General features: G+C 61.2%; 22 protein-coding genes and 1 other RNA gene. 5 read left to right on the forward strand and 18 right to left on the reverse strand.

Annotated features, from left to right (window positions below):
• Nucleotides 1–94: 94 nt before the first annotated feature.
• Entirely contained in the window at nt 95–1,603 is a 1,509-nt protein-coding gene (locus FEE99_RS27115) for a sensor domain-containing diguanylate cyclase (RefSeq protein WP_041479959.1), read from the forward strand.
• A 150-nt stretch (nt 1,604–1,753) separates the two neighbouring features.
• Here FEE99_RS27115 and lpxC read toward each other — a convergent pair whose 3' ends face one another.
• The 18 genes from lpxC to rsmI form a co-directional block, all read right to left on the reverse strand.
• Nucleotides 1,754–2,665: a UDP-3-O-acyl-N-acetylglucosamine deacetylase gene (gene lpxC, locus FEE99_RS27120; RefSeq protein ID WP_007916984.1), complete on the reverse strand. Its 912-nt coding sequence runs from the start codon at nt 2,663–2,665 to the stop codon at nt 1,754–1,756.
• 112 nt (nt 2,666–2,777) lie between these two features.
• Nucleotides 2,778–3,974 (reverse strand): cell division protein FtsZ, encoded by a 1,197-nt coding sequence (gene ftsZ, locus FEE99_RS27125; RefSeq protein WP_016773283.1) that lies wholly within the window; start codon nt 3,972–3,974, stop codon nt 2,778–2,780.
• 104 nt (nt 3,975–4,078) lie between these two features.
• On the reverse strand, nt 4,079–5,338 hold the full coding sequence (gene ftsA, locus FEE99_RS27130; RefSeq protein WP_016773282.1) for a cell division protein FtsA: 1,260 nt from the start codon (nt 5,336–5,338) through the stop codon (nt 4,079–4,081).
• Nucleotides 5,339–5,353: 15 nt separating this feature from the next.
• Complete coding sequence (locus tag FEE99_RS27135) at nt 5,354–6,220, reverse strand: cell division protein FtsQ/DivIB (RefSeq protein ID WP_039761388.1); 867 nt, start codon at nt 6,218–6,220, stop codon at nt 5,354–5,356.
• A gap of 4 nt (nt 6,221–6,224) precedes the next feature.
• Complete coding sequence (locus tag FEE99_RS27140) at nt 6,225–7,199, reverse strand: D-alanine--D-alanine ligase (RefSeq protein ID WP_016773280.1); 975 nt, start codon at nt 7,197–7,199, stop codon at nt 6,225–6,227.
• Nucleotides 7,196–8,656, reverse strand: a complete 1,461-nt coding sequence (gene murC / locus FEE99_RS27145; RefSeq protein ID WP_039761387.1) for a UDP-N-acetylmuramate--L-alanine ligase — start codon at nt 8,654–8,656, stop codon at nt 7,196–7,198. Before murC ends, FEE99_RS27140 begins: the two co-directional genes overlap by 4 nt.
• Nucleotides 8,649–9,719 (reverse strand): undecaprenyldiphospho-muramoylpentapeptide beta-N-acetylglucosaminyltransferase, encoded by a 1,071-nt coding sequence (gene murG / locus FEE99_RS27150; RefSeq protein WP_041479961.1) that lies wholly within the window; start codon nt 9,717–9,719, stop codon nt 8,649–8,651. Before murG ends, murC begins: the two co-directional genes overlap by 8 nt.
• Entirely contained in the window at nt 9,709–10,926 is a 1,218-nt protein-coding gene (gene ftsW / locus FEE99_RS27155) for a putative lipid II flippase FtsW (protein ID WP_016773276.1), read from the reverse strand. Before ftsW ends, murG begins: the two co-directional genes overlap by 11 nt.
• Nucleotides 10,923–12,269 carry a UDP-N-acetylmuramoyl-L-alanine--D-glutamate ligase gene (gene murD, locus FEE99_RS27160; protein WP_041479962.1) on the reverse strand — a complete coding sequence of 449 codons (1,347 nt, stop codon included), beginning with the start codon at nt 12,267–12,269 and terminating at the stop codon, nt 10,923–10,925. Before murD ends, ftsW begins: the two co-directional genes overlap by 4 nt.
• A 5-nt stretch (nt 12,270–12,274) precedes the next feature.
• Nucleotides 12,275–13,357: a phospho-N-acetylmuramoyl-pentapeptide-transferase gene (gene mraY / locus FEE99_RS27165; RefSeq protein ID WP_016773275.1), complete on the reverse strand. Its 1,083-nt coding sequence runs from the start codon at nt 13,355–13,357 to the stop codon at nt 12,275–12,277.
• The gene (locus FEE99_RS27170; protein WP_041479963.1) at nt 13,357–14,724 is read right to left on the reverse strand and encodes a UDP-N-acetylmuramoyl-tripeptide--D-alanyl-D-alanine ligase; all 1,368 of its coding nucleotides are present in this window, start codon (nt 14,722–14,724) and stop codon (nt 13,357–13,359) included. The genes mraY and FEE99_RS27170 overlap by 1 nt, the downstream gene beginning before the upstream one ends.
• Nucleotides 14,717–16,180 (reverse strand): UDP-N-acetylmuramoyl-L-alanyl-D-glutamate--2,6-diaminopimelate ligase, encoded by a 1,464-nt coding sequence (locus tag FEE99_RS27175; RefSeq protein WP_041479964.1) that lies wholly within the window; start codon nt 16,178–16,180, stop codon nt 14,717–14,719. The genes FEE99_RS27170 and FEE99_RS27175 overlap by 8 nt, the downstream gene beginning before the upstream one ends.
• Nucleotides 16,180–17,919, reverse strand: coding sequence for a peptidoglycan D,D-transpeptidase FtsI family protein (locus FEE99_RS27180; RefSeq protein ID WP_174823877.1), 1,740 nt, complete (start codon nt 17,917–17,919; stop codon nt 16,180–16,182). Before FEE99_RS27180 ends, FEE99_RS27175 begins: the two co-directional genes overlap by 1 nt.
• Complete coding sequence (gene ftsL / locus FEE99_RS27185; protein WP_016773269.1) at nt 17,919–18,212, reverse strand: cell division protein FtsL; 294 nt, start codon at nt 18,210–18,212, stop codon at nt 17,919–17,921. Before ftsL ends, FEE99_RS27180 begins: the two co-directional genes overlap by 1 nt.
• Nucleotides 18,209–19,156 (reverse strand): 16S rRNA (cytosine(1402)-N(4))-methyltransferase RsmH, encoded by a 948-nt coding sequence (rsmH, locus tag FEE99_RS27190; protein WP_024014247.1) that lies wholly within the window; start codon nt 19,154–19,156, stop codon nt 18,209–18,211. The genes ftsL and rsmH overlap by 4 nt, the downstream gene beginning before the upstream one ends.
• Entirely contained in the window at nt 19,153–19,608 is a 456-nt protein-coding gene (mraZ, locus tag FEE99_RS27195; RefSeq protein ID WP_007917012.1) for a division/cell wall cluster transcriptional repressor MraZ, read from the reverse strand. The genes rsmH and mraZ overlap by 4 nt, the downstream gene beginning before the upstream one ends.
• Nucleotides 19,609–20,010: 402 nt before the next feature.
• An RNA gene (rnpB, locus tag FEE99_RS27200) (RNase P RNA component class A) lies at nt 20,011–20,362 on the reverse strand.
• A 73-nt stretch (nt 20,363–20,435) separates the two neighbouring features.
• Entirely contained in the window at nt 20,436–21,341 is a 906-nt protein-coding gene (gene rsmI, locus FEE99_RS27205) for a 16S rRNA (cytidine(1402)-2'-O)-methyltransferase (protein WP_167351307.1), read from the reverse strand.
• A gap of 177 nt (nt 21,342–21,518) precedes the next feature.
• Between rsmI and FEE99_RS27210 the strand changes: the two genes are divergently transcribed.
• From FEE99_RS27210 to FEE99_RS27225, 4 genes are all read left to right on the forward strand, one after another.
• Nucleotides 21,519–23,330, forward strand: coding sequence for a penicillin-binding protein activator (locus tag FEE99_RS27210; protein WP_041479965.1), 1,812 nt, complete (start codon nt 21,519–21,521; stop codon nt 23,328–23,330).
• Complete coding sequence (locus FEE99_RS27215) at nt 23,330–23,692, forward strand: YraN family protein (protein WP_016773265.1); 363 nt, start codon at nt 23,330–23,332, stop codon at nt 23,690–23,692. The genes FEE99_RS27210 and FEE99_RS27215 overlap by 1 nt, the downstream gene beginning before the upstream one ends.
• A 101-nt stretch (nt 23,693–23,793) precedes the next feature.
• On the forward strand, nt 23,794–24,387 hold the full coding sequence (locus tag FEE99_RS27220; RefSeq protein WP_008082788.1) for a phosphoheptose isomerase: 594 nt from the start codon (nt 23,794–23,796) through the stop codon (nt 24,385–24,387).
• A complete protein-coding gene (locus FEE99_RS27225; RefSeq protein WP_024014250.1) occupies nt 24,384–24,962 on the forward strand; it encodes a BON domain-containing protein in 579 nt (192 codons plus the stop codon). Before FEE99_RS27220 ends, FEE99_RS27225 begins: the two co-directional genes overlap by 4 nt.
• Nucleotides 24,963–25,052 lie beyond the last annotated feature (90 nt).

A 25,052-nucleotide genomic window follows, 5' to 3' on the forward strand; every position in this document is an offset into this window, starting at 1 on the left:
TGACACACCGCTTTCGCGAGCAGGCTCGCTCCCACAGGTTCGTCCGGCGTCAGCCCAACTAAGCTTATGAAACCACTTCAACCGGCTCCCCATCATGATCGCCAGCCGCACGCCTTCCATCACAGGCCTTACCGGTCGCCCCGAGCGCCTGCTGATCCTCGGCAGCCTGCTGACGGTGATTGCGATGGTGTGCATCGTCACATTTCTGCTGATCCGCGAGTACGCCAGTGCGCAGGAAGTCGCCACGCGCCGCGCCACGACCATCGCGCAATTGATCGATGCCGATGTGCTGCGCACCGTCGAGCTGTACGACCTGACGCTGCAAGGCCTGATCGCCGCCGCCCAGCGTGACGACCTGCAGAACGTCTCGCCGCAGATCCGACATCTGGCACTGTTCGATCGCTCTGCCACCGCGCGTTTCAAGGGCGACATCCTCCTGCTCGACAAGCATGGCGAGGTGATCGCCGACTCCTCGCGCATCGAACCGAAACCGGGCAATTTCGCCGACCGCGATTATTTCCTCGCCCATGCGTTCAACCGTGACATGGGCATGTTCATCAGCCGCCCGTTCAAGACCCGTTGCGATTGTGAAGAAGCCGATCAGTGGCGCATCAGCTTCAGCCGGCGCATCTCCTCGCAGACCGGCGAATTCCTCGGCGTAGCAGTGGCGTCGCTGAAACTCGACTACTTCGACGACCTGTTCAAAAGCCTCGACATCGGCACCGACAGCACACTGAACATCATCAACAGCGATGGCGTGCTGCTCGCGCAGAAGCCCTATTTGCAAAGCGATTCGGTCGGCAAGAGTTTCGGCAACCGGCCCAACGTCGTGCGGATTCTCAACGATCGCGATGGCAGCGGCAGTTTCACCAGTACCTCGAGCATGGATAAACAACGCCGGCTCTATACCTACTCGCGGGTCGGCAATCTGCCGTTGACGGTGATGGTCGCGCTGTCCAGCGAGGAGGTGTTCGGCACTTGGCGGCGCACGGCGATCCTGATCAGCGGCGCCACCGGCGTGTTGTGCCTGGGCCTGTTGTGGCTGACCTGGTTGCTCGCCCGGGAACTGCGTTTGCGCCATCGCGCCGAACGAGAACTGGCGCAACTGGCTGCCACCGATGATCTGACCGGCGTTGCCAACCGACGCATGCTCGATCAGACCCTGCGCCACGAATGGTTCCGCGCGCAACGCTCGGGCCAGCCACTGTCGGTGATGATGATCGATGCCGACCACTTCAAGGCATTCAATGATCGCCATGGCCATCAGGCTGGGGATCAGGTCTTGCGCGAACTGGCCAAGGTAATCACCGCGAACGTGCGACGCCCGGCGGATCTGGTCGCGAGGTATGGCGGTGAAGAGTTTTCGGTGATTCTCGCCGAGACCGACAGCGCCGGGGCGCAGCAGATCGCCGAGCAGATTCGCCGGGCTGTGGAAAACTTGCCATGGGTTGAAGGCGCTGAGCGGGCGATGACCGTGAGTATCGGCATGGCCACATGGACGACGGCGAGCGAGATGACCCTGGAGCAGCTGCTGTTTGCAGCGGACAAGGCGCTGTATCAGGCCAAGGAAGGCGGGCGTAATCGCGTTGTAGTGTCAGTTTAAAGTCAAAAGATCGCAGCCTTCGGCAGCTCCTCCAGGGATACCGCATTTCAGATGTAGGAGCTGCCGAAGGCTGCGATCTTTTGATCTTTTAAAGGGCATAAAAAAAGGCCATCCGAGGATGGCCTTCAAAAAACTAGAGAGGTTTTTTACTTACACCGCCGCAACCGGGCGCATGTAAGAGATCGGTGCGGTGCTGGCGTCTTCGAACGTCACCACTTCCCAAGCATCTGTCTGCTCAATCAATTTGCGCAGCAGCTGGTTGTTCAGTGCATGACCGGACTTGAAGCCTTTGAACTCACCAATCAGGCTGTTGCCCAGCAGGTACAGGTCGCCAATCGCGTCGAGGATCTTGTGTTTGACGAATTCGTCTTCATAACGAAGACCGTCTTCGTTCAACACGCCATCAGCGTCGACCACGATCGCGTTTTCCACGCTGCCGCCGAGTGCGAGGTTGTGCTTGCGCAGGTACTCGATGTCACTCATGAAACCAAAGGTACGGGCGCGGCTGACTTCTTTTACGAACGAAGTGCTGGAAAAATCCACGCTTGCACTCTGGGTGCGGTCCCGGAATACCGGGTGATCGAAATCGATCTCGAAGCTCACCTTGAAGCCTTCGAAAGGGACGAAAGTGGCGCGCTTGTCGCCGTCTTCCACTGTCACTTCACGCAGGATGCGGATGAATTTCTTGGCGGCGTCCTGTTCTTCCAGGCCTGCCGATTGAATCAGGAATACGAAGGGTCCAGCGCTGCCATCCATGATCGGGACTTCGGACGCGGAGAGCTCGACGTAGGCGTTATCGATGCCCAGGCCAGCCATGGCCGAGAGCAAGTGCTCTACCGTGTCCACTTTGACGTCGCCATTGATCAGCGTCGTCGACATAGTGGTTTCACCGACGTTTTCCGCGCGGGCAGGAATCTGCACCACAGGGTCGAGGTCAGCGCGACAAAACACAATGCCAGTGTCGACAGGCGCAGGCTTGAGGGTCAGATAGACCTTCTCGCCGGAATGCAGGCCTACACCTGTGGCACGGATAATATTTTTCAGTGTGCGTTGTTTAATCATGGCTTGGGCCGCTTCAGCGCAAATTGCGAACTGGTATCAACAAAGGCTGGCGATGATAGCAGACCATGCCTTTGCTGAACACCAATCACCTTCATAGCCCTGATACATTCCATCAATCGGCCTGACGACGCAGGAATGCCGGAATGTCCAGGTAGTCCAGGTCATCCTGCGGATTCATCTTCGCGGCAGCCGCAGCACCGGCCTGAGCCTGGTTGCGCATGACGGTCGGACGGTCCAGATCACGGTAGTTCACTGCAGGCTGCTCCTGACGGGCCGGAGCCGGTTGTTGCACCTGCGCCGAAGCCATGGAGGTGTGAACGGTGTTGTCGATGACCTTCACAGGCTTCTCGATTTTCGCGCCCAGACCGGTGGCAACCACGGTTACGTGCAGCTCGTCGCGCATGTCCGGATCGATAACGGTACCGACCTTGACCATTGCGTGCTCGGAAGCGAAGGCTTCGATGATCGAACCCACGTCGGAGTACTCACCCAGGGACAGGTCAGGACCGGCGGTGATGTTCACCAGAATGCCGCGCGCGCCTTGCAGGTTGACGTCTTCCAGCAGCGGGTTGCGGATCGCCGCTTCGGTAGCTTCACGTGCACGGTTCGGACCGCTGGCGCAGCCAGTGCCCATCATCGCCATGCCCATTTCGCTCATCACGGTGCGTACGTCGGCGAAGTCGACGTTGATCATGCCCGGACGCTTGATGATGTCGGAGATACCGCGAACGGCACCGGCCAGAACATCGTCAGCCTTGGCGAAAGCCGACAGCAGGCTTGCGTCTTTGCCGAGGATGGTCAGCAGTTTTTCGTTCGGAATGGTGATCAGCGAGTCGACGCTTTCCGAAAGCATGCGAATGCCTTCGTCGGCGATCTGCATACGCTTGCGGCCTTCGAACGGGAACGGACGGGTCACGACCGCAACGGTCAGGATGCCCATTTCCTTGGCCACTTCAGCGATGATCGGCGCTGCACCGGTACCGGTACCGCCGCCCATGCCGGTGGTGATGAACACCATGTTGGTGCCGGCCAGCACTTCAGCGATGCGCTCGCGGTCTTCCAGAGCGGCTTGACGGCCGACCTCAGGATTGGCGCCGGCACCCAGGCCTTTGGTCACGCCGGTGCCCAGTTGCAGGATGGTCCGCGCGCCGATGTTTTTCAGCGCTTGAGCATCGGTGTTGGCGCAGATGAACTCAACGCCTTCGATGTTGCTCTTGACCATGTGATTGACAGCGTTGCCGCCGCCACCGCCGACACCGATAACTTTGATTACCGGGCTTGCGGGGATGTTGTCTACGAGTTCGAACATTTTCCCTCTCCTTACATTCTCTAGTTTTTTTCGCCTACTGCTGTTTGTTGCGGTGTATCTACTGCAGTTGCTTGCCGCTTGAAGCTTGTCGCTCCAGGCTGCTTTTAGAAATTGCCCTGAACCCACTTTTTCAGTCGGTCCAGCAGCGGCGCCTGAGGCTCTTCGCTGCTGTAGCTGTCGCGGCTGCCGATGCCGGAGAACGAAACTCCATCGGACTGCTTTTGCAGGCCGTACATCAACAAGCCGACGCCAGTGGAATAAATCGGGTTGCGCACCACGTCATCCAGACCTTTCACGCCATGCGGCACACCGAGGCGCACCGGCATGTGGAAGATTTCTTCGGCCAGTTCAGTGGCGCCTTCCATTTTCGACGTACCGCCGGTGAGCACGATGCCCGCCGGGATCAGGTCTTCGTAGCCGCTGCGACGCAGCTCGGCCTGGATCAGGGTGAACAGTTCGTCGTAACGCGGCTCGACCACTTCGGCCAAGGCCTGACGCGACAGCTCACGCGGTGGACGGTCGCCAACGCTCGGCACCTTGATGGTTTCACCGGCACCGGCCAGTTTGGCCAGGGCGCAGGCGTAACGGATCTTGATCTCTTCGGCGTACTGGGTCGGGGTGCGCAACGCCATGGCGATGTCGTTGGTCACTTGATCACCGGCAATCGGGATCACGGCGGTGTGACGGATCGCGCCTTCGGTGAAGATCGCGATGTCGGTGGTGCCGCCGCCGATGTCGACCAGGCACACGCCCAGTTCTTTTTCGTCGTCGGTGAGGACCGAGTAGGCCGAGGCCAGTTGCTCAAGAATGATGTCGTCGATTTCCAGACCGCAGCGGCGCACGCATTTTTCAATGTTCTGTGCAGCGTTGACGGCGCAGGTGACCACGTGAACCTTGGCTTCCAGACGCACGCCGGACATGCCCAGAGGCTCGCGCACGCCTTCCTGGTTATCGATCACGTAATCCTGCGGCAGGGTGTGCAGCACGCGCTGGTCAGCCGGGATCGCCACGGCCTGAGCGGCGTCGAGCACACGCTCAAGGTCGGCCGAGCTGACTTCGCGATCACGGATCGCGACGATGCCGTGGGAGTTCAGGCTGCGGATATGATTGCCGGCCACGCCGACGAACGCCGAGTGAATGCGGCAGCCGGCCATCAGCTGGGCTTCTTCGATCGCGCGCTGGATCGACTGCACGGTGGATTCGATGTTGACCACCACGCCCTTCTTCAGGCCGCGGGACGGATGCGTGCCGATCCCGACGATTTCCAGCTGGCCGTCGTCCGCGACCTCGCCTACCAGCGCCACCACTTTGGAGGTGCCGATATCCAGACCGACGATCATTTTGCCGCTTTGCACGTTTGCCATGGGTCCTGCCTCTTCTTAATTCTTTGCGACAGCGGGTTGGGCTGTCGTCGGCGCTACGGGTTCCCGCCAGCCAACAGCGAGGCCGTTGGCGTAGCGCAGATCGATGCGCGCAATGTTCGTAATCTGCTCTTTCAGCGTCTTGTCATAGATGGCGATGAAGCGGCGCATCTTTTCCACCAGGTTGCCGCGTCCCAGCAGCAACTCGATGCCGGGGCCGGAACTGCCGGCACCGGTGGTCAGGAACCAGCTGCCGCGTTCACGCAATTCCAGGCGTGCAATCGAAAAACCCAGCGGCCGCAGCATCTGGCTCAGCACCTGATACTGCTGCATCACCTGCTGCTGAGCCCGTTGTGGACCGAACAGCTGCGGCAGGTGTTCGTAGTTCGCCAGTTCCTTGGGCGTGAACGCCTGGCCCTGGTTGTTGAGCAATGACTCGTCGCCCCAACGCGCCACCGGCAATTGCTCTTCGAGGCGGATCACTACCTGATCCGGCCACACCCGACGCACTTCGGCGTGGGCGATCCAGGGCATCTGCTCGAGCTCGGTACGCATACCGGCGAGGTCGATGGTGAAGAAGCTCGACGCCACGAACGGCGCGATCCGCTGTTGCACCGCCTGCTGGCTGATGTAGCTGAGGTCGCCCTGCACCGCGATCTTGCTGATCGGCCGGTCGGCGTAAGGCAGCAAACGCTGCGCGCCTTCGTACGTACCAAAGCCCAGCGCCACCAGCAGCACCGGCCAGAACAGACTTTTCAGAAAGCTGAAATTGGCTTTCGGCAGGCGCGCGGACATCGGCTCTTTCGCCACCATTCGGCTGGCACCCCGCGGCACCGGCTTGCGGCCGGGTGCGGGTGGCTGATGTCTGAGATGAGCGCCTTGCATGGTCTTAACCTCGCGCCTCTGTTGCGCCTGCGTCTTCAACGCTGGCGGCCAGAATGGCCAGAACCAGTTGCTGGAAATCCAGACCGGCAGCCCGCGCCGCCATCGGCACCAAGCTGTGATCGGTCATGCCCGGTGCGGTATTGACTTCGAGGAACCAGAACTGCCCGTCGGCGTCCTGCATCACGTCCGCCCGGCCCCAACCGGCGATACCCAGCGCCTCACAGGCCTTGGCCGTGAGTTCCATGAGTTCCTGTTCCTTGGCCGCGTCCAGCCCGCACGGAATGCGGTACTGGGTATCGTTGGCGATGTACTTGGCGTCGTAGTCGTAAAATGTGTGCGGTGTACCCAGGGCGATTGGAGGCAACACCTGGTCACGCAGGGTGGCGATGGTGAACTCCGGACCTTGAATCCATTGCTCAACCAAGACTTGCGAATCGTAGGTACTGGCCGCTTTCCATGCGTCGATCAACTCGGACGCAGAATTCACTTTGGCCATCCCGATACTTGAACCTTCATGCGCCGGTTTGACGATCAAAGGCAGGCCCAGTTCCGTCGCTGCGGAAATACAATCGGCTTCGCTGCACAGCACGGCGTGACGCGGCGTCGGAATCCCGAGGCTGTGCCAGACCTGCTTGGTGCGCAGCTTGTCCATCGCCAGTGCGGAAGCAAGAATGCCGCTGCCGGTGTAAGGGATGCCGGCGCACTCGAGCAGGCCCTGCATGCTGCCGTCTTCACCGCCGCGACCGTGGAGAATGATGAACGCGCGGTCGATCTTTTCGCTGAGCAGACGCTGCAGGAAGTCCTCACCGACATCGATGCCGAACGCATCGACGCCAGCGCTTTGCAGCGCCTCGAGCACGGCGTTGCCGGATTTCAGCGAAACCTCACGCTCGGCACTCAGGCCGCCGAAGAGCACGGCGACGCGGCCGAAGTCTTTCGGCGCGATGGTGGAGAACAGCTTGGCGTAGGCAGCAGTCATTTCAACTTCCCCTCGACCGGCGCCGCCACGGCGCCGGCGAACAATTCACTTTTCAACAGCTTCGGCGCGAGACCGCCGATGTCACCAGCGCCCTGGCACAACAGAATGTCGCCGGCGCGCAGCAGCGGCTTGACCAACGGCGCCAAGTCAACGCCACGCTCGATGTAGATCGGGTCGAGCTGACCGCGCTGACGGATGCTGTTGCACAGCTTGCGACTGTCGGCGCCAGGGATCGGCTCTTCGCCGGCCGGATAGACTTCCATCAGCAGCAGCACGTTAGCGTCGGCCAGTACATTGACGAAGTCGTCGTACAGATCACGGGTGCGGCTGTAGCGATGCGGCTGGTAGACCATCACCAGACGACGCTCCGGCCAGCCACCGCGCACGGCTTTGATCACGGCAGCGACTTCGGTCGGGTGGTGACCGTAGTCGTCGACCAGCATCACGTTGCCGCCGTCCACCGGCAGTTCGCCGTAGACCTGGAAGCGTCGGCCAACACCCTGGAAGCCTGACAGGCCCTGAACGATGGCTTCATCGCTGACGCCTTCGTCGGTGGCGATGCAGATGGTCGCCAGCGAGTTGAGCACGTTGTGGTTGCCGGGCATGTTCACCGACACGTCCAGCGGCTCGCGATCCGGGCGCAGGACGGTGAAGAAGGTCTGCATGCCCTGCTGACGGACATTGATCGCGCGCACATCGGCGTCTTCGCTGAAGCCGTAGGTCACGGTCGGACGCTTGACCAGCGGCAGGATTTCGCGCACCACCGGATCGTCCAGGCACATCACCGCCAAACCGTAGAACGGCAGGTTGTGCAGGAATTCGACGAAGGTTTTCTTCAGTTTGTTGAAGTCACCGTCGTAGGTCGCCATGTGGTCGGCGTCGATGTTGGTGACCACGGCCACCAGCGGCTGCAGATGCAGGAAGCTCGCATCGCTTTCGTCGGCTTCGGCGATCAGGTAACGGCTGGTGCCGAGCTGGGCATTGGTGCCCGCTGCATTGAGTCGACCACCAATCACGAATGTCGGGTCCAGACCACCGGCCGCGAACACCGAAGCGATGAGGCTGGTGGTGGTGGTTTTGCCATGGGTACCGGCGACGGCGATGCCGTGGCGATAGCGCATCAGCTCGGCGAGCATTTCTGCACGCGGCACCACTGGAATGCGGCGTTCAAGGGCAGTCGCCACTTCCGGGTTGGACGTGTTCACTGCGCTCGACACCACCAGCACGTCGGCGGTAGCGGCGTTCTCGGCACGGTGACCGATGAAGATCTGCGCGCCAAACGATTCCAGGCGCTCGGTGACCGGCGAGGCTTTCAGGTCGGAACCGGAGACTTGATAGCCCAGGTTCAACAACACTTCAGCGATACCGCACATGCCCACGCCGCCGATGCCGACGAAGTGGATGCGACGGATGCGGCGCATTTCCGGTTGTGGCATGGCTTTCTGATTCTCAACCATGGGCCACCTCCAGACAGGTATCGACCACGCTACGGGTGGCATCGGGTTTGGCCAGTCGGCGGGCCGCTTGGGCCATTGCTTCGAGTCGTTGCGGTTGCATCAAGACCTCTGTCAGGCGCGCGGCAAGATCCGCGGCACCAGTCGTTCTTTGCGGCATCAGGAAGGCAGCGCCTTCGCGGGCCAAATAATCGGCGTTGCGGGTCTGGTGATCGTCGATCGCGTGGGGCAAGGGCACCAGCATCGAGGGCAGACCGGCGGCCGCCAGCTCACTGATGGTCAACGCGCCAGCGCGGCACACCACCAGGTCAGCCCAGCCATAGGCCTGGGCCATGTCTTTGATGAACGGCTGCACCTGCGCTTCCACACCCACGGCGCGGTAACGCTCGGCAGTCACTTCATCGTGATTTTTGCCGGCCTGATGAAACACTTCCGGGCGCAGGTCGGGAGCGACTTGGGCCAGGGCTTCAGGCAGCAATTTGTTCAACGGTTCTGCGCCCAGGCTGCCGCCAAGGATCAGCAAACGCGCTTTGCGTCCGGCCAGCGCCGGTCGCGATGTGTCGAGGAACAGCTCGCTACGCACCGGATTACCGGTGGTACGGCGGCTGTCCGACAGAGTAAAGGTGTCGGGGAACGCTTCACACACTCGGGCGGCGAACGGCACCAGCAACCGATTGGCGGTGCCGGCGACAGCGTTCTGCTCGTGAACGATCACTGGCACGCCGGCCAGTTTTGCGGCAAGACCGCCGGGGCCGGTCACGTAACCGCCGAAGCCAACCACGCACACCGGTTTCAGGCGGCGCATGATCGCCCGCGCCTGCCACACCGATTTCAGCAGCATCAGCGGCGCCTTGAGCAGCGACAGCTTGCCCTTGCCGCGCAGACCGCTGGCGTTGATCCGGTGCAGTTCAAGCCCTGCCGCCGGGACCAGTTCGTTTTCAATCCCCCGTGGCGTGCCGAGCCAATGCACGGTGTAGCCGCGCGCCTGAAACTCGCGGGCACAGGCCAGCGCCGGGAACACGTGGCCGCCGGTACCGCCGGCCATGATCAATACGTTAGCGCCCATGAGTCGGCTCCTCGGCGAAGTCGCTCTCCTGGAATTCCATCTCTTCGCTGCCCAGGTGGGTTCGACTCTCCCACTCGATGCGCAGCAACAGGCCCAGACAGGCGCAGCAGATCACCAGCGAGCTGCCGCCGTAACTGAGGAACGGCAAGGTCAGACCCTTGGTTGGCAGCAGGCCGACGTTCACACCGATGTTGATCAGGAACTGACCAATCCACAGGAACGACAAGCCGTAAGCCACGTACGCGGCGAAGAACTGCTTGGCCTTCTCCGCCCACAGGCCGATGTACATGCCGCGAATACACACGAACACGAACAGCGCGACGGTGCACAACGAACCGACTGCACCGAGTTCTTCGGCAAGTACCGAAAACACGAAGTCGGTATGCGCTTCCGGCAGATAAAACTGTTTCTGCACGCTGTTGCCAAGGCCGACGCCCAGCCACTCGCCGCGACCGAAAGCGATCAAGGCCTGCGACAACTGATAACCGGCGCCGAACTGGTCGGCCCACGGGTCGGCGAAGTTGGTCAGACGCGCCATTCGATACGGCTGCATCTGGATCAACAAAACCACCGCGCCAACCGCCAGCACCACCATCAGCGAGAAGCGGAACAGCCCGACCCCGCCAAGGAACAGCATCGCCGCCGCCGCGCCCATCATGACTACGGTGGCACCGAAGTCCGGTTCCATCAGCAACAGACCCGCCATCGGCAGCAGGACGATGAACGGCTTGAAGAAGCCCATCCAGCTCTCGCGCACTTCTTTCTGCCGGCGCACCAGATAACCGGCGAGGTAGATCACCACGAACACCTTGGCGATTTCCGACGGCTGCACGTTGAAAAAGCTGAAACCGATCCAGCGCATCGAACCGTTCACTTCGCGGCCGATGCCGGGGATGATCACCATCACCAACAGGCCGAACGCACCGATCAGCATCATCCAGCCGAGGCGCTGCCAAGTGGCGATCGGGATCATCATGGTGACAATGCACGCGCCCAGACCCAGCACCACATAGATAAGGTGGCGAATCATGTAATACAGCGGACTGCCCGACTGCGCCGCCGCCACTTCGGTGGACGCCGAAGCGATCATGATCAGGCCCAGGCCGAGCAGCGCCAGGCAACCGGCGAGCATCGGGAAGTCGAGGTCGATGCCACGCCCGGTGATCAGCGGCGACGGGTACGGCTTGATGATGTTTCTCAGGTTCATGCCAGTTCCTCCACAGCGCGGACGAACTGGTGACCACGGTCTTCGTAATTCTTGAACATGTCGAAACTGGCGCAGGCCGGAGACAGCAGCACCACGTCACCCGGCTGGGCAGCTGCGCGGCATTGCGCGACGGCGTCGACCAGCGAGGTCGCGCGGATCAGCGGCACGGCATCGCCAATGACTGCGCCGATCTTGTCGGAGTCGCGGCCCATCAGGACCACAGCGCGGCAGTTGGCCGCCACCGGATCGCGCAGATCGTTGAATTCGGCGCCCTTGCCGTCACCGCCGGCGATCAGAATGACCTTGCCGTCGATGTCCGCACCGAGGCCTTCGATCGCGGCCAGAGCGGCGCCAACGTTGGTGGCTTTGGAGTCGTTGTAATAAGCCACGCCGTCGAGATCGCGCACCCACTGGCAGCGGTGTTCGAGCCCGGCAAACGTGCGCAGCGCCGCGAGCATGGCGTCGAACGGCAGACCCACAGCGTGCCCCAGTGCCAATGCGGCGAGAGCGTTGGACTGGTTATGCGCACCGCGAATCTTCAGTTCACGCACCGGCATCAGGTTCTGGAATTCGAAGGCCAGGTACTTCTCGCCGTCTTCTTCGCGAATGCCGAACGCCTTGAAATCCGGTTTGCTCAGGCCAAAGGTCCAGCATGGCTGACCTTCACCGATCAATGGACGGCTCAGGGCGTCCTGACGGTTGACCACAAACTGCTTCGCGCCCCGGAAGATCCGGTGCTTGGCCAGGTGATAGGCCGGCAGACCGCTGTAGCGATCCATGTGGTCTTCGCTGATGTTCAGCACGGTGGCGACTTCGGCGTTGAGCTGGTCGGTGGTTTCCAGTTGAAAACTCGACAGCTCCATCACATACAACTCGACGTCATCGCTGAGCAGGTCCAGCGCCGGGGTGCCGAGGTTGCCGCCAACGGCGACGCGTTTGCCCGCCGCAGCCGCCATCTCGCCGACCAGCGTGGTCAAGGTGCTTTTTGCGTTGGAGCCGGTGATCGCGACGATCGGCGCCCGCGCGTAACGCGCGAACAACTCGATGTCGCCAGACATTTTCACGCCACGGGCAGCGGCGGCTTGCAGGGCCGGGGTCGCCAGCGCCAGGCCGGGGCTCACGTAGAGCTCGTCGGCACGGCAGAGGAATTCGACGTCCAGCTCGCCACAACGCACTTCCACGTGCGGATAGTCACGCTTGAGCGTGGCCAGTTCCGGTGGATTTTCCCGCGTGTCGGCCACAGCAAACGACGTGCCCCGATTCGCCAGGAAGCGAACCAGGGACATGCCGCTCTTGCCGAGGCCGACAACGATGCGGAAGTGGTCAGAAGCGATCAGAGACACTCGTTCTACCTCAGCTTCAGGGTGGCAAGGCCGACCAGGACGAGAATCACGGTGATGATCCAGAAACGGACGATCACGCGCGGCTCGGGCCAGCCCTTGAGTTCAAAGTGGTGGTGAATCGGCGCCATGCGGAACACGCGGCGACCGGTCAGCTTAAAGGAGGCAACCTGAATGACCACTGACAGGGTTTCCATCACGAACACGCCGCCCATGATGAACAGGACGATTTCCTGACGGACGATCACCGCGATGGTGCCCAGTGCCGCGCCGAGTGCCAGGGCACCGACGTCGCCCATGAACACCTGCGCTGGATAGGTGTTGAACCAGAGGAAACCGAGGCCGGCACCGATCAGTGCACCGCAGAACACGATCAATTCGCCTGCGCCCGGCACGTAAGGAATCAGCAGGTATTCGGCGAACTTCACGTTGCCCGACAGGTAGCAGAAAATCCCCAGGCCGCCGCCGACCATCACCGTCGGCATGATCGCCAGGCCGTCGAGGCCGTCAGTCAGGTTGACCGCGTTGCTCGAACCGACAATGACGAAGTAGGTCAGCACGATGAAACCGGCGCCCAGCGGGATGCTGTAGTCCTTGAGCATCGGCAGAATCAGCGTGGTTTCCACCGGCGTCGCGGCAGTCATATAAAGGAAGATCGCAGCGCCGAGGCCGAACACCGACTGCCAGAAATACTTCCAGCGGCTCGGCAGGCCACGGGAGTTCTTCTCGATGACTTTGCGGTAATCGTCGACCCAGCCGATGGCGCCGAACAGCAGGGTCACCAGCAGCACCACCCAGACGTAGCGGTTGCTCAGGTCAGCCCAGAGCAAGGTGCTGACGCCGATCGAAGACAGAATCAGCGCGCCACCCATGGTCGGCGTACCGGATTTGGACAGGTGCGATTGCGGACCGTCGTTGCGCACCGATTGGCCGATCTGACGGTTCTGCAGAGTACGGATCATCCACGGGCCATAGCACAGCGACAAGACCAGCGCGGTCAGCACACCGAGAATCCCGCGCAGGGTCAGGTACTGGAAGACCGCGAAGCCTTTGTAGAACTGTTGCAGATACTCCGCTAGCAGCAGCAGCATTAATGTTTCTCCAGACTGGACCCGCACAGAGCCGCAACGATGTTTTCCATCGCTGCGCTGCGCGAACCCTTGATCAAAATGGTGGTGTTTGTGTCCTGCTCGGCGGCGAGGGCCTGGATCAGCTCGGCCTGGGTGCCGAAGTGCTGCGCCTGCTCACCGAAAGCGTTTACCGCGTGGACCATGTTCGGCCCGACCGCGTAAAGCGCGGAAACCTTGCCTCGGGCGTACTCGCCCACGTCGCGGTGCCCCTGCTCCGCCCAGTCGCCCAACTCGCCGATATCCCCGAGCACCAGGACGGTGCGGCCGGAAAAGCCGGCGAGTATATCAACGGCCGCGCACATCGAGGTGGGGTTTGCGTTGTAGGTGTCATCGATGACGCGCATGCCGTTTTTCGCCAGTTGCGCGACGGTGCGCCCCTTGACCGGTTGCACCGCGCCCAGCCCGGTGGCGATGCCGAACAGCGACACGCCCAAGGCGTGAGCAGCAGCGGCGGCAGCCAGGGCATTGGCGACGTTATGAGTACCGAGCAGGTTCAGTTGCACGCGCTCGCTACCTTCAGGCGTGTGCAGATTGAACGCCGGGCAACCACGGGCATCGGTGGCCAGATCGCTGGCGTGGAAATTCGCCTCGCTGTTGCTCAGGGCGAAGGTCAGCACCTGACGGCCGGCCGCGCGGGTCTTCCAGATACCAAAAGCCTTGTCATCGAGGTTGAGCACGGCGATGCCATCGGCGGCCAGACCCTCGATGATTTCGCCTTTGGCTTCGACGATTTTTTCCGGACCGCCGAACTCACCGACGTGAGCGGTGCCGGCGTTGTTCAGGATCGCTACGTGCGGCTTGGTCAGGCCGACGGTGTAAGCGATCTCGCCCAGACGTGAAGCGCCCAGTTCGATGACAGCCGAGGTGTGTTCCGGCGCCAGTTCGATCAGGGTCAGCGGCACGCCGAGGTCGTTGTTCAGATTGCCACGGGTCGCCAGCACCGGACCGCGCGTGCGCAGGATGCTCGCGAGCATTTCCTTGACCGTGGTCTTGCCACTGGAACCGGTCACCGCCGCCACTGGCTGGGTGAACGCAGCACGGTTCAACGCGCCGAGTTGGCCCAGCGTCTGACGGGTGTCCTTGACCAGCAATTGCGGCAACGCGCTGTCGGCGACTTCACGCTCGACCAATGCCGCCACGGCGCCTTTGCCGGCAACGTCGTTCAGATAATCATGACCGTCGAAACGCGGGCCGGTCAGGGCGATGAACAACTGGCCGGGCTGGATCGCACGGCTGTCGATGCTGACGCCGTCGAAACTCGCATCAGCGCCGATCAAACGGGCTTCGAGGACGTTGGTCAGTTCACTGAGTGTCAGGGCCTTAAGCATGGGCCACCTCCCACGCGGTCAGGGCATGATCGGCCTCGACCAGATCGGAAAAGGCATGGCGCACGCCGTTGATTTCCTGATAGTCCTCGTGACCTTTGCCGGCGAGAACAATCACGTCGTCAGCGGTCGCACCGGTGATAAGTTGCGCGATGGCCTGGCCGCGACCGGCGACGAAAGTGACTTTATCCACAGCGGTGAAACCGGCGCGGATGTCGTCGAAGATCACTGCCGGATCTTCAGTGCGCGGGTTGTCGTCGGTGACCAACACTTGGTCAGCCAGACGCTCGACCACTTCGGCCATCAACGGACGCTTGCCGCGATCACGATCGCCACCGCAACCGAACAGGCACAGGAGTTGGCCTTTGACGTGCGGGCGCAGTGCTGTGAGAACTTTTTCCAGTGCATCCGGGGTGTGGGCGTAATCGACCACCACCAACGGCTGCGTGCCACCACCCAGACGCTGCATGCGACCGGCCGGGCCTTCGAGCTTCGGCAGCACTTTGAGAATTTCGTCGAGGGCGTAATCCAGACCGAGCAAGGCGCCGACTGCGGCCAGCACGTTACTCAGGTTGAAACGACCAAGCAGCGTACTGCGCAGGTGATGCTCGCCCTGCGGCGTGACCAGCGTGGCGCGTACACCATGGTCGTCGAACTGCGCTTCGCGGCAGAACAGGTAGGCACTGCTGTCGAGCAGGCTGTAGGTGATCAAACGCGACTCGCGTTTTTCCGCCGCCAGTTGCCGGCCGAAATCGTCGTCGAGGTTGACCACGCGGCACTTCAGGTCATTCCAGGCGAACAGCCGGGCCTTGGCCTCGGCGTACGCCTGCATGGTGCCGTGATAATCCAGATGATCGCGGGACAGGTTGGTCATCACCGCCACGTCGAACGCCAGCGCGGTGACCCGGCCCTGATCCAGACCGTGGGACGAGACTTCCATGGCCACGGCTTTGGCACCGGCCTTTTTCAGGTCACCCAGGGTCGCTTGCACGGCAATCGGGTTCGGCGTGGTGTGCAGGCCGCTTTCCAGCGCACCGTAGAAACCGGAACCGAGGGTGCCGACGATGCCGCAATGCTGGCCGAGCAGATCAAGTGCCTGCGCGACCAGTTGGGTCACGCTGGTCTTGCCGTTGGTGCCAGTGACGCCGATCAGGTTCAGGTGATGACTCGGCTCACCGTAAAAACGCCCGGCAATGTCCGAAAGTTGCGCCGCCAGACCCTTGACCGGGATCAGCGGCACGTCAGTGATCGGCAATACGGTGGCGCCTTCGACCTCATACGCCACGGCAGCTGCGCCGCGTTGCAAGGCATCGGCGATATGCGCACGGCCATCGAAACGGCCGCCGGGCACGGCAAGAAACAGATCGCCGGCGCGCACGTTGCGGCTGTCCAGCGCCAGTTCACGGATCAACAGATCGTGGCCGGCGTGGGGAAATATCTTGTTCAGACTTAATGACATCAGCCGCGCCCTCCATTGGCTTTCAGCGGAACGACCGGGGTGGCGTTGGCTTGTTGGGTGGTCGGCAGGTTGTCCGGGGTCACGTTCATCAGACGCAGGGTGCCGGACATCACACGGCTGAACACCGGCGCGGACACCAGACCACCGAAGTACCCGGCCTTGGTCGGTTCATCGATCACCACAACGATGGCGTAACGCGGATCGCTCATCGGGCCGAAGCCGGCGAACAGCGAACGGTAGGAGTTTTCTGCGTAGCCCTTGGTGCCGACCGAGGTCTTGCGCGCGGTACCCGACTTGCCGCCGACGTGATAAGCCGGCACCTGCGCACGGAACACGCCGCGCGGCGCTTCGATTACCTGCTGCAACATGCCCTGCATGGTTTTCGCCACGGCTTCCGGCAGCACTTGGGTGGTCTGCGGCATCTTGTCGGTTTTGATCAGCGTCAGCGGCGCGAGACGACCGTTGTTGGCCAGTGCCGAGAACGCGTGCACCAACTGGATCGCGGTCACGGAAATACCATAGCCGTAAGACAAGGTTGCAGTTTCAGCCTTGCGCCATTCGCGGTAGTTGGGCAGATTGCCGACGCGTTCGCCGGGGAAGCCCAGGCCGGTGTCCTGACCGAGGCCGACTTTCTGCGCGAGACGGAAAATGGTTTCGCCGCCGATATCGAAGGCGACTTTACTCATGCCGACGTTACTGGAATTGATCAGGATGCCGGTCAGATCGAGCACTGGCCCTTCGGTCTTCGACACGTCTTTAATGGTGTATTTGCCGATCTGCAACGAGCCCGGATACACCTCGACGGTGTCGCTCGGTTTCCAGCGGCCGGTTTCGATTGCCGCGCTCATGGAAATGGCTTTCATGGTCGAACCCGGCTCGAACACGTCGATCATGGCGCGGTTGCGCATCATCGCCGGTTGCAGGTTGCGACGGTTGTTCGGGTTGTAGGTCGGCTGGTTGACCATGGCCAGGATCTCGCCGGTCTTCACATCCATGATCACCAGACTGCCGGCCTTGGCACCGTTTTCGATGATCGCGTTGCGCAGCTCGCGGTTGGCCAGGTATTGCAGACGCAGGTCAATCGACAACGCCAAGGGCTTGCCAGCCTTGGCGTTCTTGGTGACTTGAACATCCTTGATCAACCGGCCACGGCGATCCTTGATGACTTGTCGTTTGCCCGGCACCCCGGCCAGCCATTCGTCATAGGCCAGCTCGACGCCTTCGCGACCGTGATCGTCGATGTCGGTAAAGCCGACCATGTGCGCGGTGACTTCACCGGCCGGGTAGAAGCGGCGGAATTCTTCGATGCCGTAGACGCCCGGCACTTTCAGATCGAGCACAGCCTGACCCTGCTCGGGGGTCAGCCCGCGCACCAGATAAATGAATTCTTTGTTGGCCTGGGCTTCGAGGCGTTCGCTCAGGGCTTTCGGGTTCTGGCCCAGCGCGGCGGCGAGTGCCGGCCACTTCTCTTTGGCCGACTGCATTTCCTTGGCGTTGGCCCACAGCGTGGTCACTGGCGTACTGACCGCCAGAGGCTCGCCGTTACGGTCGGTGATCAGGCCACGGTGCGCCGGAATCGGAATATGCCGCAGGCTGCGCGCATCGCCCTGCCCTTTGAGGAAGTCACGGTCGACCACTTGCAGGTCGATGATGCGCCAGCAGATCGCCGCGACCATCAGACCGAGCAGCGCCACCATCAGGCGGAAGCGCCATGGGAACAGCGCGCCTTCGAGTTTCATCATGGCGCCACCATCTTCACGTCGGCGGCGCCAGGGATGTGCATCTTCAGTTGTTCGGTGGCCAGCACTTCGATGCGGCTGTGCGCAGTCCAGGTGCTCTGCTCGAGAATCAAGCGGCCCCACTCGGCCTGCGCCTTGTCGCGCACGCTGAGTTCGTTATAAAGGGTGTTGAGCAACTGCCGGTTCCAGTGTGCGCTGTACGACACGGCAATGGCCGAAAACAGCACGCCGATAAACAGCAGCAGCATCAGAAAGCTGCCGCCGGGCAGTGGTTTGGCGAAAAGCTTGCTCACCGCAACTTCTCCGCGACACGCATGACGGCGCTACGGGAACGTGGGTTGGCTTTGAGTTCGGCGTCGGAGGCCGTCTGCGCTTTGCCGTGGATTTTGATTTTCGGTTCGAAGGCGACGTGGCGAACCGGCAGGTTGCGCGGCAAATTGTCGGCCTCACCTTTCACCAGCTTGCGCATGAACAGTTTGACGATGCGGTCTTCCAGCGAGTGGAAGCTGATCACCACCAGACGGCCGCCAACTTCCAGCGCTTCCAGCGCGGCGTCGAGACCGGCTTCCAGATCGCCGAGTTCGTTATTGACGTGAATGCGCAACCCCTGGAACGCGCGGGTGGCCGGGTTCTTGCCCTTTTCCCACGCCGGGTTGGCGACTTTCAGCACTTCGGCCAGATCGGCGGTGCGCTCGAACGGCTTGATGTCACGACGCTCGGCAACGGCACGGGCCATACGCCCGGAGAAACGTTCTTCGCCGTATTCCTTGAACACCCGGGCGATTTCTTCCACAGGCGCGGTGTTGACGAATTCGGCAGCGCTGATGCCACGGGACGGGTCCATGCGCATGTCCAGCGGCCCGTCATTGAGGAAACTGAAGCCGCGCTCGGCGTCATCGAGCTGCGGCGAAGACACACCGAGGTCGAGCAGAATGCCGCTGACCTTGCCGGTCAGGCCTTGCTCGGCAACCACCGAACCGAGCTCGGCAAAGCTGCGCTGCACAACGACAAAGCGGCCGTCTTCGGCCGCTAGCGTTTGCCCGGTGGCAATCGCTTGAGGATCCTTGTCGAATCCGATGAGTCGACCGTCCGGCCCGAGCTGGCTGAGGATCAACCGACTGTGCCCGCCGCGCCCGAACGTGCCGTCCAGATAGCAGCCATCAGGACGTACGGCGAGAGCCTCGACGGCTTCGTCAAGCAGTACGGTGATGTGGTTAAAGCCGCTATCAATAGTCACAGGATCAAATCACGCAGTTCATCAGGCATCGCGCCCGGTTGTTGAATAGCAGCAAGGTCAGCGGCAGATACCGCGTTCCATGCATCCTCGTCCCACAATTGGAACTTGTTCAGTTGGCCGACCAGCATCGCGCGCTTATCGAGCTTGGCGTATTCGCGCAAACGCGGCGGAACCAGGAAACGACCACTGCCATCGAGTTCGAGGTCGACGGCATTACCAATCAATAAACGTTGCAGGCGACGGTTCTCTTCGCGAAGCGAAGGGAGTGCGCGCAACTTGGTTTCAATAATTTCCCACTCATCGAGCGGATAGACACACAGGCATGGATCAACGGCATCAATGGTCACGATCAATTGGCCGGAACTGCGCGAATCGAGCTCGTCACGGTACCGGCTCGGCATGGCGAGACGGCCCTTTGCATCGAGACTGATAGCGTTAGCTCCGCGAAACACGTCAGCGTTTCTCCAATTTTTATCGTTTTGAGCTCAAAAAACCCACTTCATGCCACTTTCCGCCACTTGCGCACACTATAGGAATGCGCCCACCACACCGTCAAGGCGCGGATTAAAGGAAAAGCCTTACAGAACGGAGATTTAGCGACGTAAAAGGAGGCTCAACGAGAATCTGACGTGAAGTTTTGGTCAATAACTTGATGCAGCACTGAAAGCTGCGCTCGAAAGTTAAAGTAGTTTGTTAAGAGTAAGATTTTTTCGGTATTACAAAGGCGCTTCGGCTGTTGATTGAAGCAGGGTGGGAAAAGGCTATTACCGCGTTTGCCGCTGCCGGAATTTCAGACCAGGCCGGCTGATATTACACAGCCGCGTCTTCTTTGTTTCAAGCAGGGAAAGAAAAAGGTGGAGAGTCGATCTGTAAGCCGGGTTCTGTCTTGAACAGTCATTCGTCTACGATGGCCATCACTGGACATCTTTAGCAACCTACCCGGTCCCAGCGCGGGCCACGCCTTGGGACCCTATTTGGTCTTGCTCCAAGTGGGGTTTACCTAGCCACGAACTGTTGCCAGACGTGCGGTGCGCTCTTACCGCACCTTTTCACCCTTACCGGCGCTTGCGCGCTTAGGCGGTTATTTTCTGTGGCACTTTCCGTAGGCTCACGCCTCCCAGGCATTACCTGGCACTTCGCCCTATGGAGCCCGGACTTTCCTCCCCCCTAATTTTCATAGAGGGCAGCGACTGTCCGATCGACTCTCCGCCGCGAAGGTTAACGGCAGAGCGCCGGAAGAACAAGCGCTAAAACCCTCAAGAATGCCATGGGCGACGGCTTACACGTCTTTCTGTTTATCCAGCGCCACCTGATACAACACGTTTTTGCGCTCGCCAGTGATTTGCGCTGCCAGTGCGGCGGCGCGCTTGAGTGGCATTTCCTCCAGAAGCAGATCGAGGATGCGCATGGCTTCGCTGCTGACCGCGTCCTCCGACTCCGGCGCGGTCCAGCCGGCCACCAGCACTACGCACTCACCGCGCTGCTGATTGCTGTCGGACTCGACGAACGCGCGCAGCTCGCTGAGCGGCAGGCCTTTAAGGGTTTCGAAGGTTTTGGTGATTTCCCGCGCCAGCAGAGCCTGACGCTCGCCGCCAAACACTGCTTCCATATCCTGCAGGCATTCGAGAATGCGATGCGGCGCTTCATAGAAAATCAATGTGCGCGGCTCTTCTTTAACCGCTTCCAGACGCGCCTTGCGTCCGACCGACTTGGCCGGCAGAAAGCCTTCGAAAATAAAACGGTCGGACGGCAAGCCCGCCGCCGACAGCGCTGCGATCAACGCACAGGCACCCGGCACCGGCACCACGTTGATCCCGGCCGCACGGGCCTGACGCACCAGGTGATAACCCGGATCGGAAATCAGCGGCGTGCCGGCATCGGAGATCAGCGCGACGTTGTCGCCCGCCAACAACCGCGTAATAAAGCGGCTACCCTCATCCCGTTCGTTGTGTTCGTGACATGCGGCCAAGGGCGTGCCGATGCCGAAGTGCTGCATCAGGCGCGCCGAATGCCGGGTGTCTTCCGCTGCAATCAGGGCCACTTCACGGAGGATTTTCAAGGCCCGGGCGCTGATGTCGTCCAGGTTGCCGATGGGCGTCGCCACCACATAAAGCGAGCCAGCAGCGGAATTCAAAGGACCTGGAGCAGTCAAAGCGCACACCTCGTGATCGGTAAAAGCGGCCATTGTAGCGCGTCATGAGGCTTGCGATGCGCTCCGGCCGAGTGCGGTTTTTCGCCCGGTTGTGCGCTGCCGCAACATTTACTCCAGCTAAATTGACCGATTCACGCCAGTAACATCGCGCCCCGGCCAGTGCTTGGGTACAATTCCACGCTAATTTGATCGAGTATCAGGAACACTTACATGATCGCTTGCCTGCGGCTGTTCACTGCCCTCTGCCTCGCTGCCTTGTTGGCCGCGTGTGCCAGCTCCCCTTCCTCCAGCCTTGGCGAACTTCCACGGACTCCGGACGCCAGCATCGAGCAACTGCTCGAACAGGCTGCGCAGGCTAAAACCCCGGAACAAGCCGCCCTGCTGCGCCTGAGCGCGGCGGACCAGGCCTACCGCCAAGGCAATGCCGGCCAGTCCGCGCAAATCCTGCAACAAGTGCCGGTGGAGCAACTCAAGCCAGGCCAGCAGATTTTCGCCAATACGCTGTCCGCCGAACTGGCCATGACGCGCAATCAGCCGAAAGCTGCGCTGACCGCCCTGAGCCATCCGAGCTTCCAGAAGCTCGGGGAAATGCCGGAAGAGCAGCAAGTGCGCACTGGCACTGTTCACGCCCGCGCCCTTGAAGCCGATGGCCAGACGCTGGCCGCTGCCCGTGAGCGTGTGTTCATTGCACCGATGCTGGAAGGCGAAGCGGCGAGCAAGAACCACGAAGCGATCTGGACCCTGATCGCTTCGCTGCCAACCGATCAATTGCAACCGAACAACACCGACGATCTCGGCGGTTGGATGGCACTGGCGCAAGCGGTGAAAACCGCAGGCACGCTGGAACAGCAACAAGCCGCGATCGACAACTGGCGTGGGCAAAATCCAAAGCACCCGGCGGCTGTCAACCTGCCGCTGCCATTGACCAAACTCAAGGAACTGGCCAGCCAGCCACTGAGCAAAATCGCCCTGCTGCTGCCACAGGACGGCCAGTTGGCGTCGGTCGGCAAAGCGCTGCGTGAAGGCTTCATGGCCGCGCATTATCAGGCGCAACAGGCCGGCCAGAACCCACCTGCCATCGAGTTCTACGACAGCTCGAAGCTGACCTCGATGGACGAGTTCTATCGCAAGGCTCAGGCTGACGGCGTGCAACTGGTAGTCGGCCCACTGGAAAAACCACTGGTCAAGCAACTGAGCACTCGCCCGCAACTGCCGATCACCACCCTGGCGCTGAACTACAGCGAAGGCGAGCAAGGCCCGGCGCAGTTGTTCCAGTTCGGTCTGGCGGCTGAAGACGAAGCTAGCGAAGTTTCCCGTCGCGCCCGTGCCGACGGCCTGCATCGCGCCGCGATCATGGTGCCGAAGGGCGAATGGGGCGATCGCGTCCTACGCGCCTTCAGCCAGGACTGGCAAGCCAATGGCGGCAGCATCGTTGCCACCGAGCGTGTCGATCAGCCGGTGCAACTGGCCCAGCAGATTGCCGACATGTTCCAGCTGCGTCAGAGCGAAGCTCGCGCCAAGAGCCTGCAGAATGTTGCCGGCACCAATGTCGCCGCGCAGCCTTCGCGTCGTCAGGACATCGAATTCATCTTCTTGGCCGCCACGCCGCAACAGGCCCAGCAGATCAAGCCGACCCTGAATTTCCAGTACGCCGGTGACGTGCCGGTCTACGCGACCTCCCACGTCTACAGCGCCAGCGGCGACGTCAATCAGTACAACGACATGAACGGCATTCGCTTCTGCGAAACCCCATGGCTGCTGGAAACCAGCGATCCGCTGCGCCAGCAAGTAGCTGCGCAATGGCCGCAAGCCAATGGCAGCCTCGGTCGCCTGTACGCCATGGGCGCCGATGCCTATCGCCTGGCACCGCGCCTGGGTCAACTCAAGGCCCTGCCGGACAGCCGCATCGAAGGTCAGTCGGGCAGCCTCGGCATGACCCAGACCCAGCGCGTTGTGCGCCAGTTGCCGTGGGCACAGTTCGTCAGCGGTCAGGTGCAGCGCCTGCCGGACACCCCGCGCTGATGCCCGACAGGTCACGCTCGCAAAGCGGCAAGGATGCCGAGCGCCAGGCGCTCGAACATCTGCAACAACAAGGGCTGCGCCTGCTGGCGCAGAACTGGTTATGCAAACGCGGCGAGCTTGATCTGGTCATGCTTGATGGCGATACAGTAGTATTCGTTGAAGTTCGCTACAGAAAAAACACTCAATGGGGTGGCGCGCTCGCCAGTATCGACGAGCGCAAGCAGCAGAAACTGATTTTTGCAGCACAGTATTTTCTTCAGCGCGAGTCGCGTTGGGCCAATTCCCCCTGCCGCTTCGATGTGGTGGCAATCGACAGCCACCCGAATCAGCTGAACTGGTTGCAGAATGCTTTCGACAGTTGATCGCCTGCACCCTGCCCCGTTTTCGTCCGACACATTTTGCTCTTTGCTTTGCCGGCTGCACATTCACGTGCCGAACAGCCGCGCCACTTAAGGTCACACAGATGGACATGCAATCCCGAATTCGCCAGCTATTTCAGGCCAGTATCGACACCAAGCAACAGGCGATGGACGTACTTGCACCGCACATCGAGCAAGCCAGCCAGATCATGGTCAACGCCCTGCTCAACGAAGGCAAAATGCTCTCGTGCGGCAACGGTGGCTCGGCCGGCGACGCCCAGCATTTTTCCTCGGAACTGCTCAACCGCTTCGAGCGTGAGCGTCCGAGCCTGCCGGCAATAGCACTGACCACCGACACTTCGACGATCACTTCGATCGCCAACGATTACAGCTACAACGAAGTGTTCTCCAAGCAGATCCGCGCGCTCGGCCAGCCGGGCGATGTGTTGCTGGCGATTTCGACCAGTGGCAACTCGGCGAACATTATTCAAGCGATCCAGGCCGCACATGATCGCGAAATGATTGTCGTAGCTTTGACCGGACGCGATGGCGGCGGCATGGCGTCGCTGCTGTTGCCCGAGGACGTCGAGATTCGCGTACCGGCCAACGTCACTGCACGTATTCAGGAAGTCCACTTGCTGGCGATCCATTGCCTCTGCGATCTGATCGACAGCCAACTGTTCGGGAGTGAAGAATGACCCCTAATCGCCTTGGCCTTCTGGCCTTGACCCTGTGCCTCGGCATCAGCGGCTGCACCTCGGTGGTAAATGCCAGCCGTGAAGCGCCGATCGAAGACGACCGTGGCACGCGCACCTTCGGCAGCAAGATCGACGACTCGCTGATCGAAACCAAAGCAGGCGTGAACATCGCCAAGGCCGATCCGGCACTGGACAACGACTCGCACATCGTCATTACCAGCTTCAACGGTGTGGTATTGCTCGCCGGCCAGACGCCACGCGAAGACCTCAAGGCCAAAGCCGAACAGGCCGCCGCCAACGTCCAGCGCGTGAAGAAGGTGCATAACGAGCTGCAAGTGCTGCAACCGTCCTCCCTGCTCGCGCGCCAGAACGACGCGTGGCTGACCACCAAGATCAAGACCCAGATGCTCACCGACGCCAGCATTCCTGGCTCGCGCATCAAGGTTGTGACCGAGAATGGCATCGTCTACCTGCTGGGCCTGCTGACCAAACAGGAAGCCACTCAGGCAACCAATCTGGTTCAGGGTGTGTCCGGTGTGCAGAAGATCGTGAAGCTTTTCGAATACATCGACTGACCTGATTACGCAGGAGTTGTGTAGGAGCTGACAAGTGCAACGAGGCTGCGATCTTTTGATCTTGCTTTTAAAAATCAAAAGATCGCAGCC

The organism is Pseudomonas sp. ef1 (genome assembly GCF_007293365.2).
Classification (GTDB): Bacteria; Pseudomonadota; Gammaproteobacteria; order Pseudomonadales; family Pseudomonadaceae; genus Aquipseudomonas; species Aquipseudomonas siliginis.

Coding starts and splice junctions, on each gene's coding strand:
- FEE99_RS27115 (WP_041479959.1), top strand. CDS start 95: ATGATCGCCAGCCGCACGCCTTCCATCACAGGCCTTACCGGTCGCCCC.
- lpxC (WP_007916984.1), bottom strand. CDS start 2,665: ATGATTAAACAACGCACACTGAAAAATATTATCCGTGCCACAGGTGTA.
- ftsZ (WP_016773283.1), bottom strand. CDS start 3,974: ATGTTCGAACTCGTAGACAACATCCCCGCAAGCCCGGTAATCAAAGTT.
- ftsA (WP_016773282.1), bottom strand. CDS start 5,338: ATGGCAAACGTGCAAAGCGGCAAAATGATCGTCGGTCTGGATATCGGC.
- FEE99_RS27135 (WP_039761388.1), bottom strand. CDS start 6,220: ATGCAAGGCGCTCATCTCAGACATCAGCCACCCGCACCCGGCCGCAAG.
- FEE99_RS27140 (WP_016773280.1), bottom strand. CDS start 7,199: ATGACTGCTGCCTACGCCAAGCTGTTCTCCACCATCGCGCCGAAAGAC.
- murC (WP_039761387.1), bottom strand. CDS start 8,656: ATGGTTGAGAATCAGAAAGCCATGCCACAACCGGAAATGCGCCGCATC.
- murG (WP_041479961.1), bottom strand. CDS start 9,719: ATGGGCGCTAACGTATTGATCATGGCCGGCGGTACCGGCGGCCACGTG.
- ftsW (WP_016773276.1), bottom strand. CDS start 10,926: ATGAACCTGAGAAACATCATCAAGCCGTACCCGTCGCCGCTGATCACC.
- mraY (WP_016773275.1), bottom strand. CDS start 13,357: ATGCTGCTGCTGCTAGCGGAGTATCTGCAACAGTTCTACAAAGGCTTC.
- FEE99_RS27170 (WP_041479963.1), bottom strand. CDS start 14,724: ATGCTTAAGGCCCTGACACTCAGTGAACTGACCAACGTCCTCGAAGCC.
- FEE99_RS27175 (WP_041479964.1), bottom strand. CDS start 16,180: ATGTCATTAAGTCTGAACAAGATATTTCCCCACGCCGGCCACGATCTG.
- FEE99_RS27180 (WP_174823877.1), bottom strand. CDS start 17,919: ATGAAACTCGAAGGCGCGCTGTTCCCATGGCGCTTCCGCCTGATGGTG.
- rsmI (WP_167351307.1), bottom strand. CDS start 21,341: ATGGCCGCTTTTACCGATCACGAGGTGTGCGCTTTGACTGCTCCAGGT.
- FEE99_RS27210 (WP_041479965.1), top strand. CDS start 21,519: ATGATCGCTTGCCTGCGGCTGTTCACTGCCCTCTGCCTCGCTGCCTTG.
- FEE99_RS27215 (WP_016773265.1), top strand. CDS start 23,330: ATGCCCGACAGGTCACGCTCGCAAAGCGGCAAGGATGCCGAGCGCCAG.
- FEE99_RS27220 (WP_008082788.1), top strand. CDS start 23,794: ATGGACATGCAATCCCGAATTCGCCAGCTATTTCAGGCCAGTATCGAC.
- FEE99_RS27225 (WP_024014250.1), top strand. CDS start 24,384: ATGACCCCTAATCGCCTTGGCCTTCTGGCCTTGACCCTGTGCCTCGGC.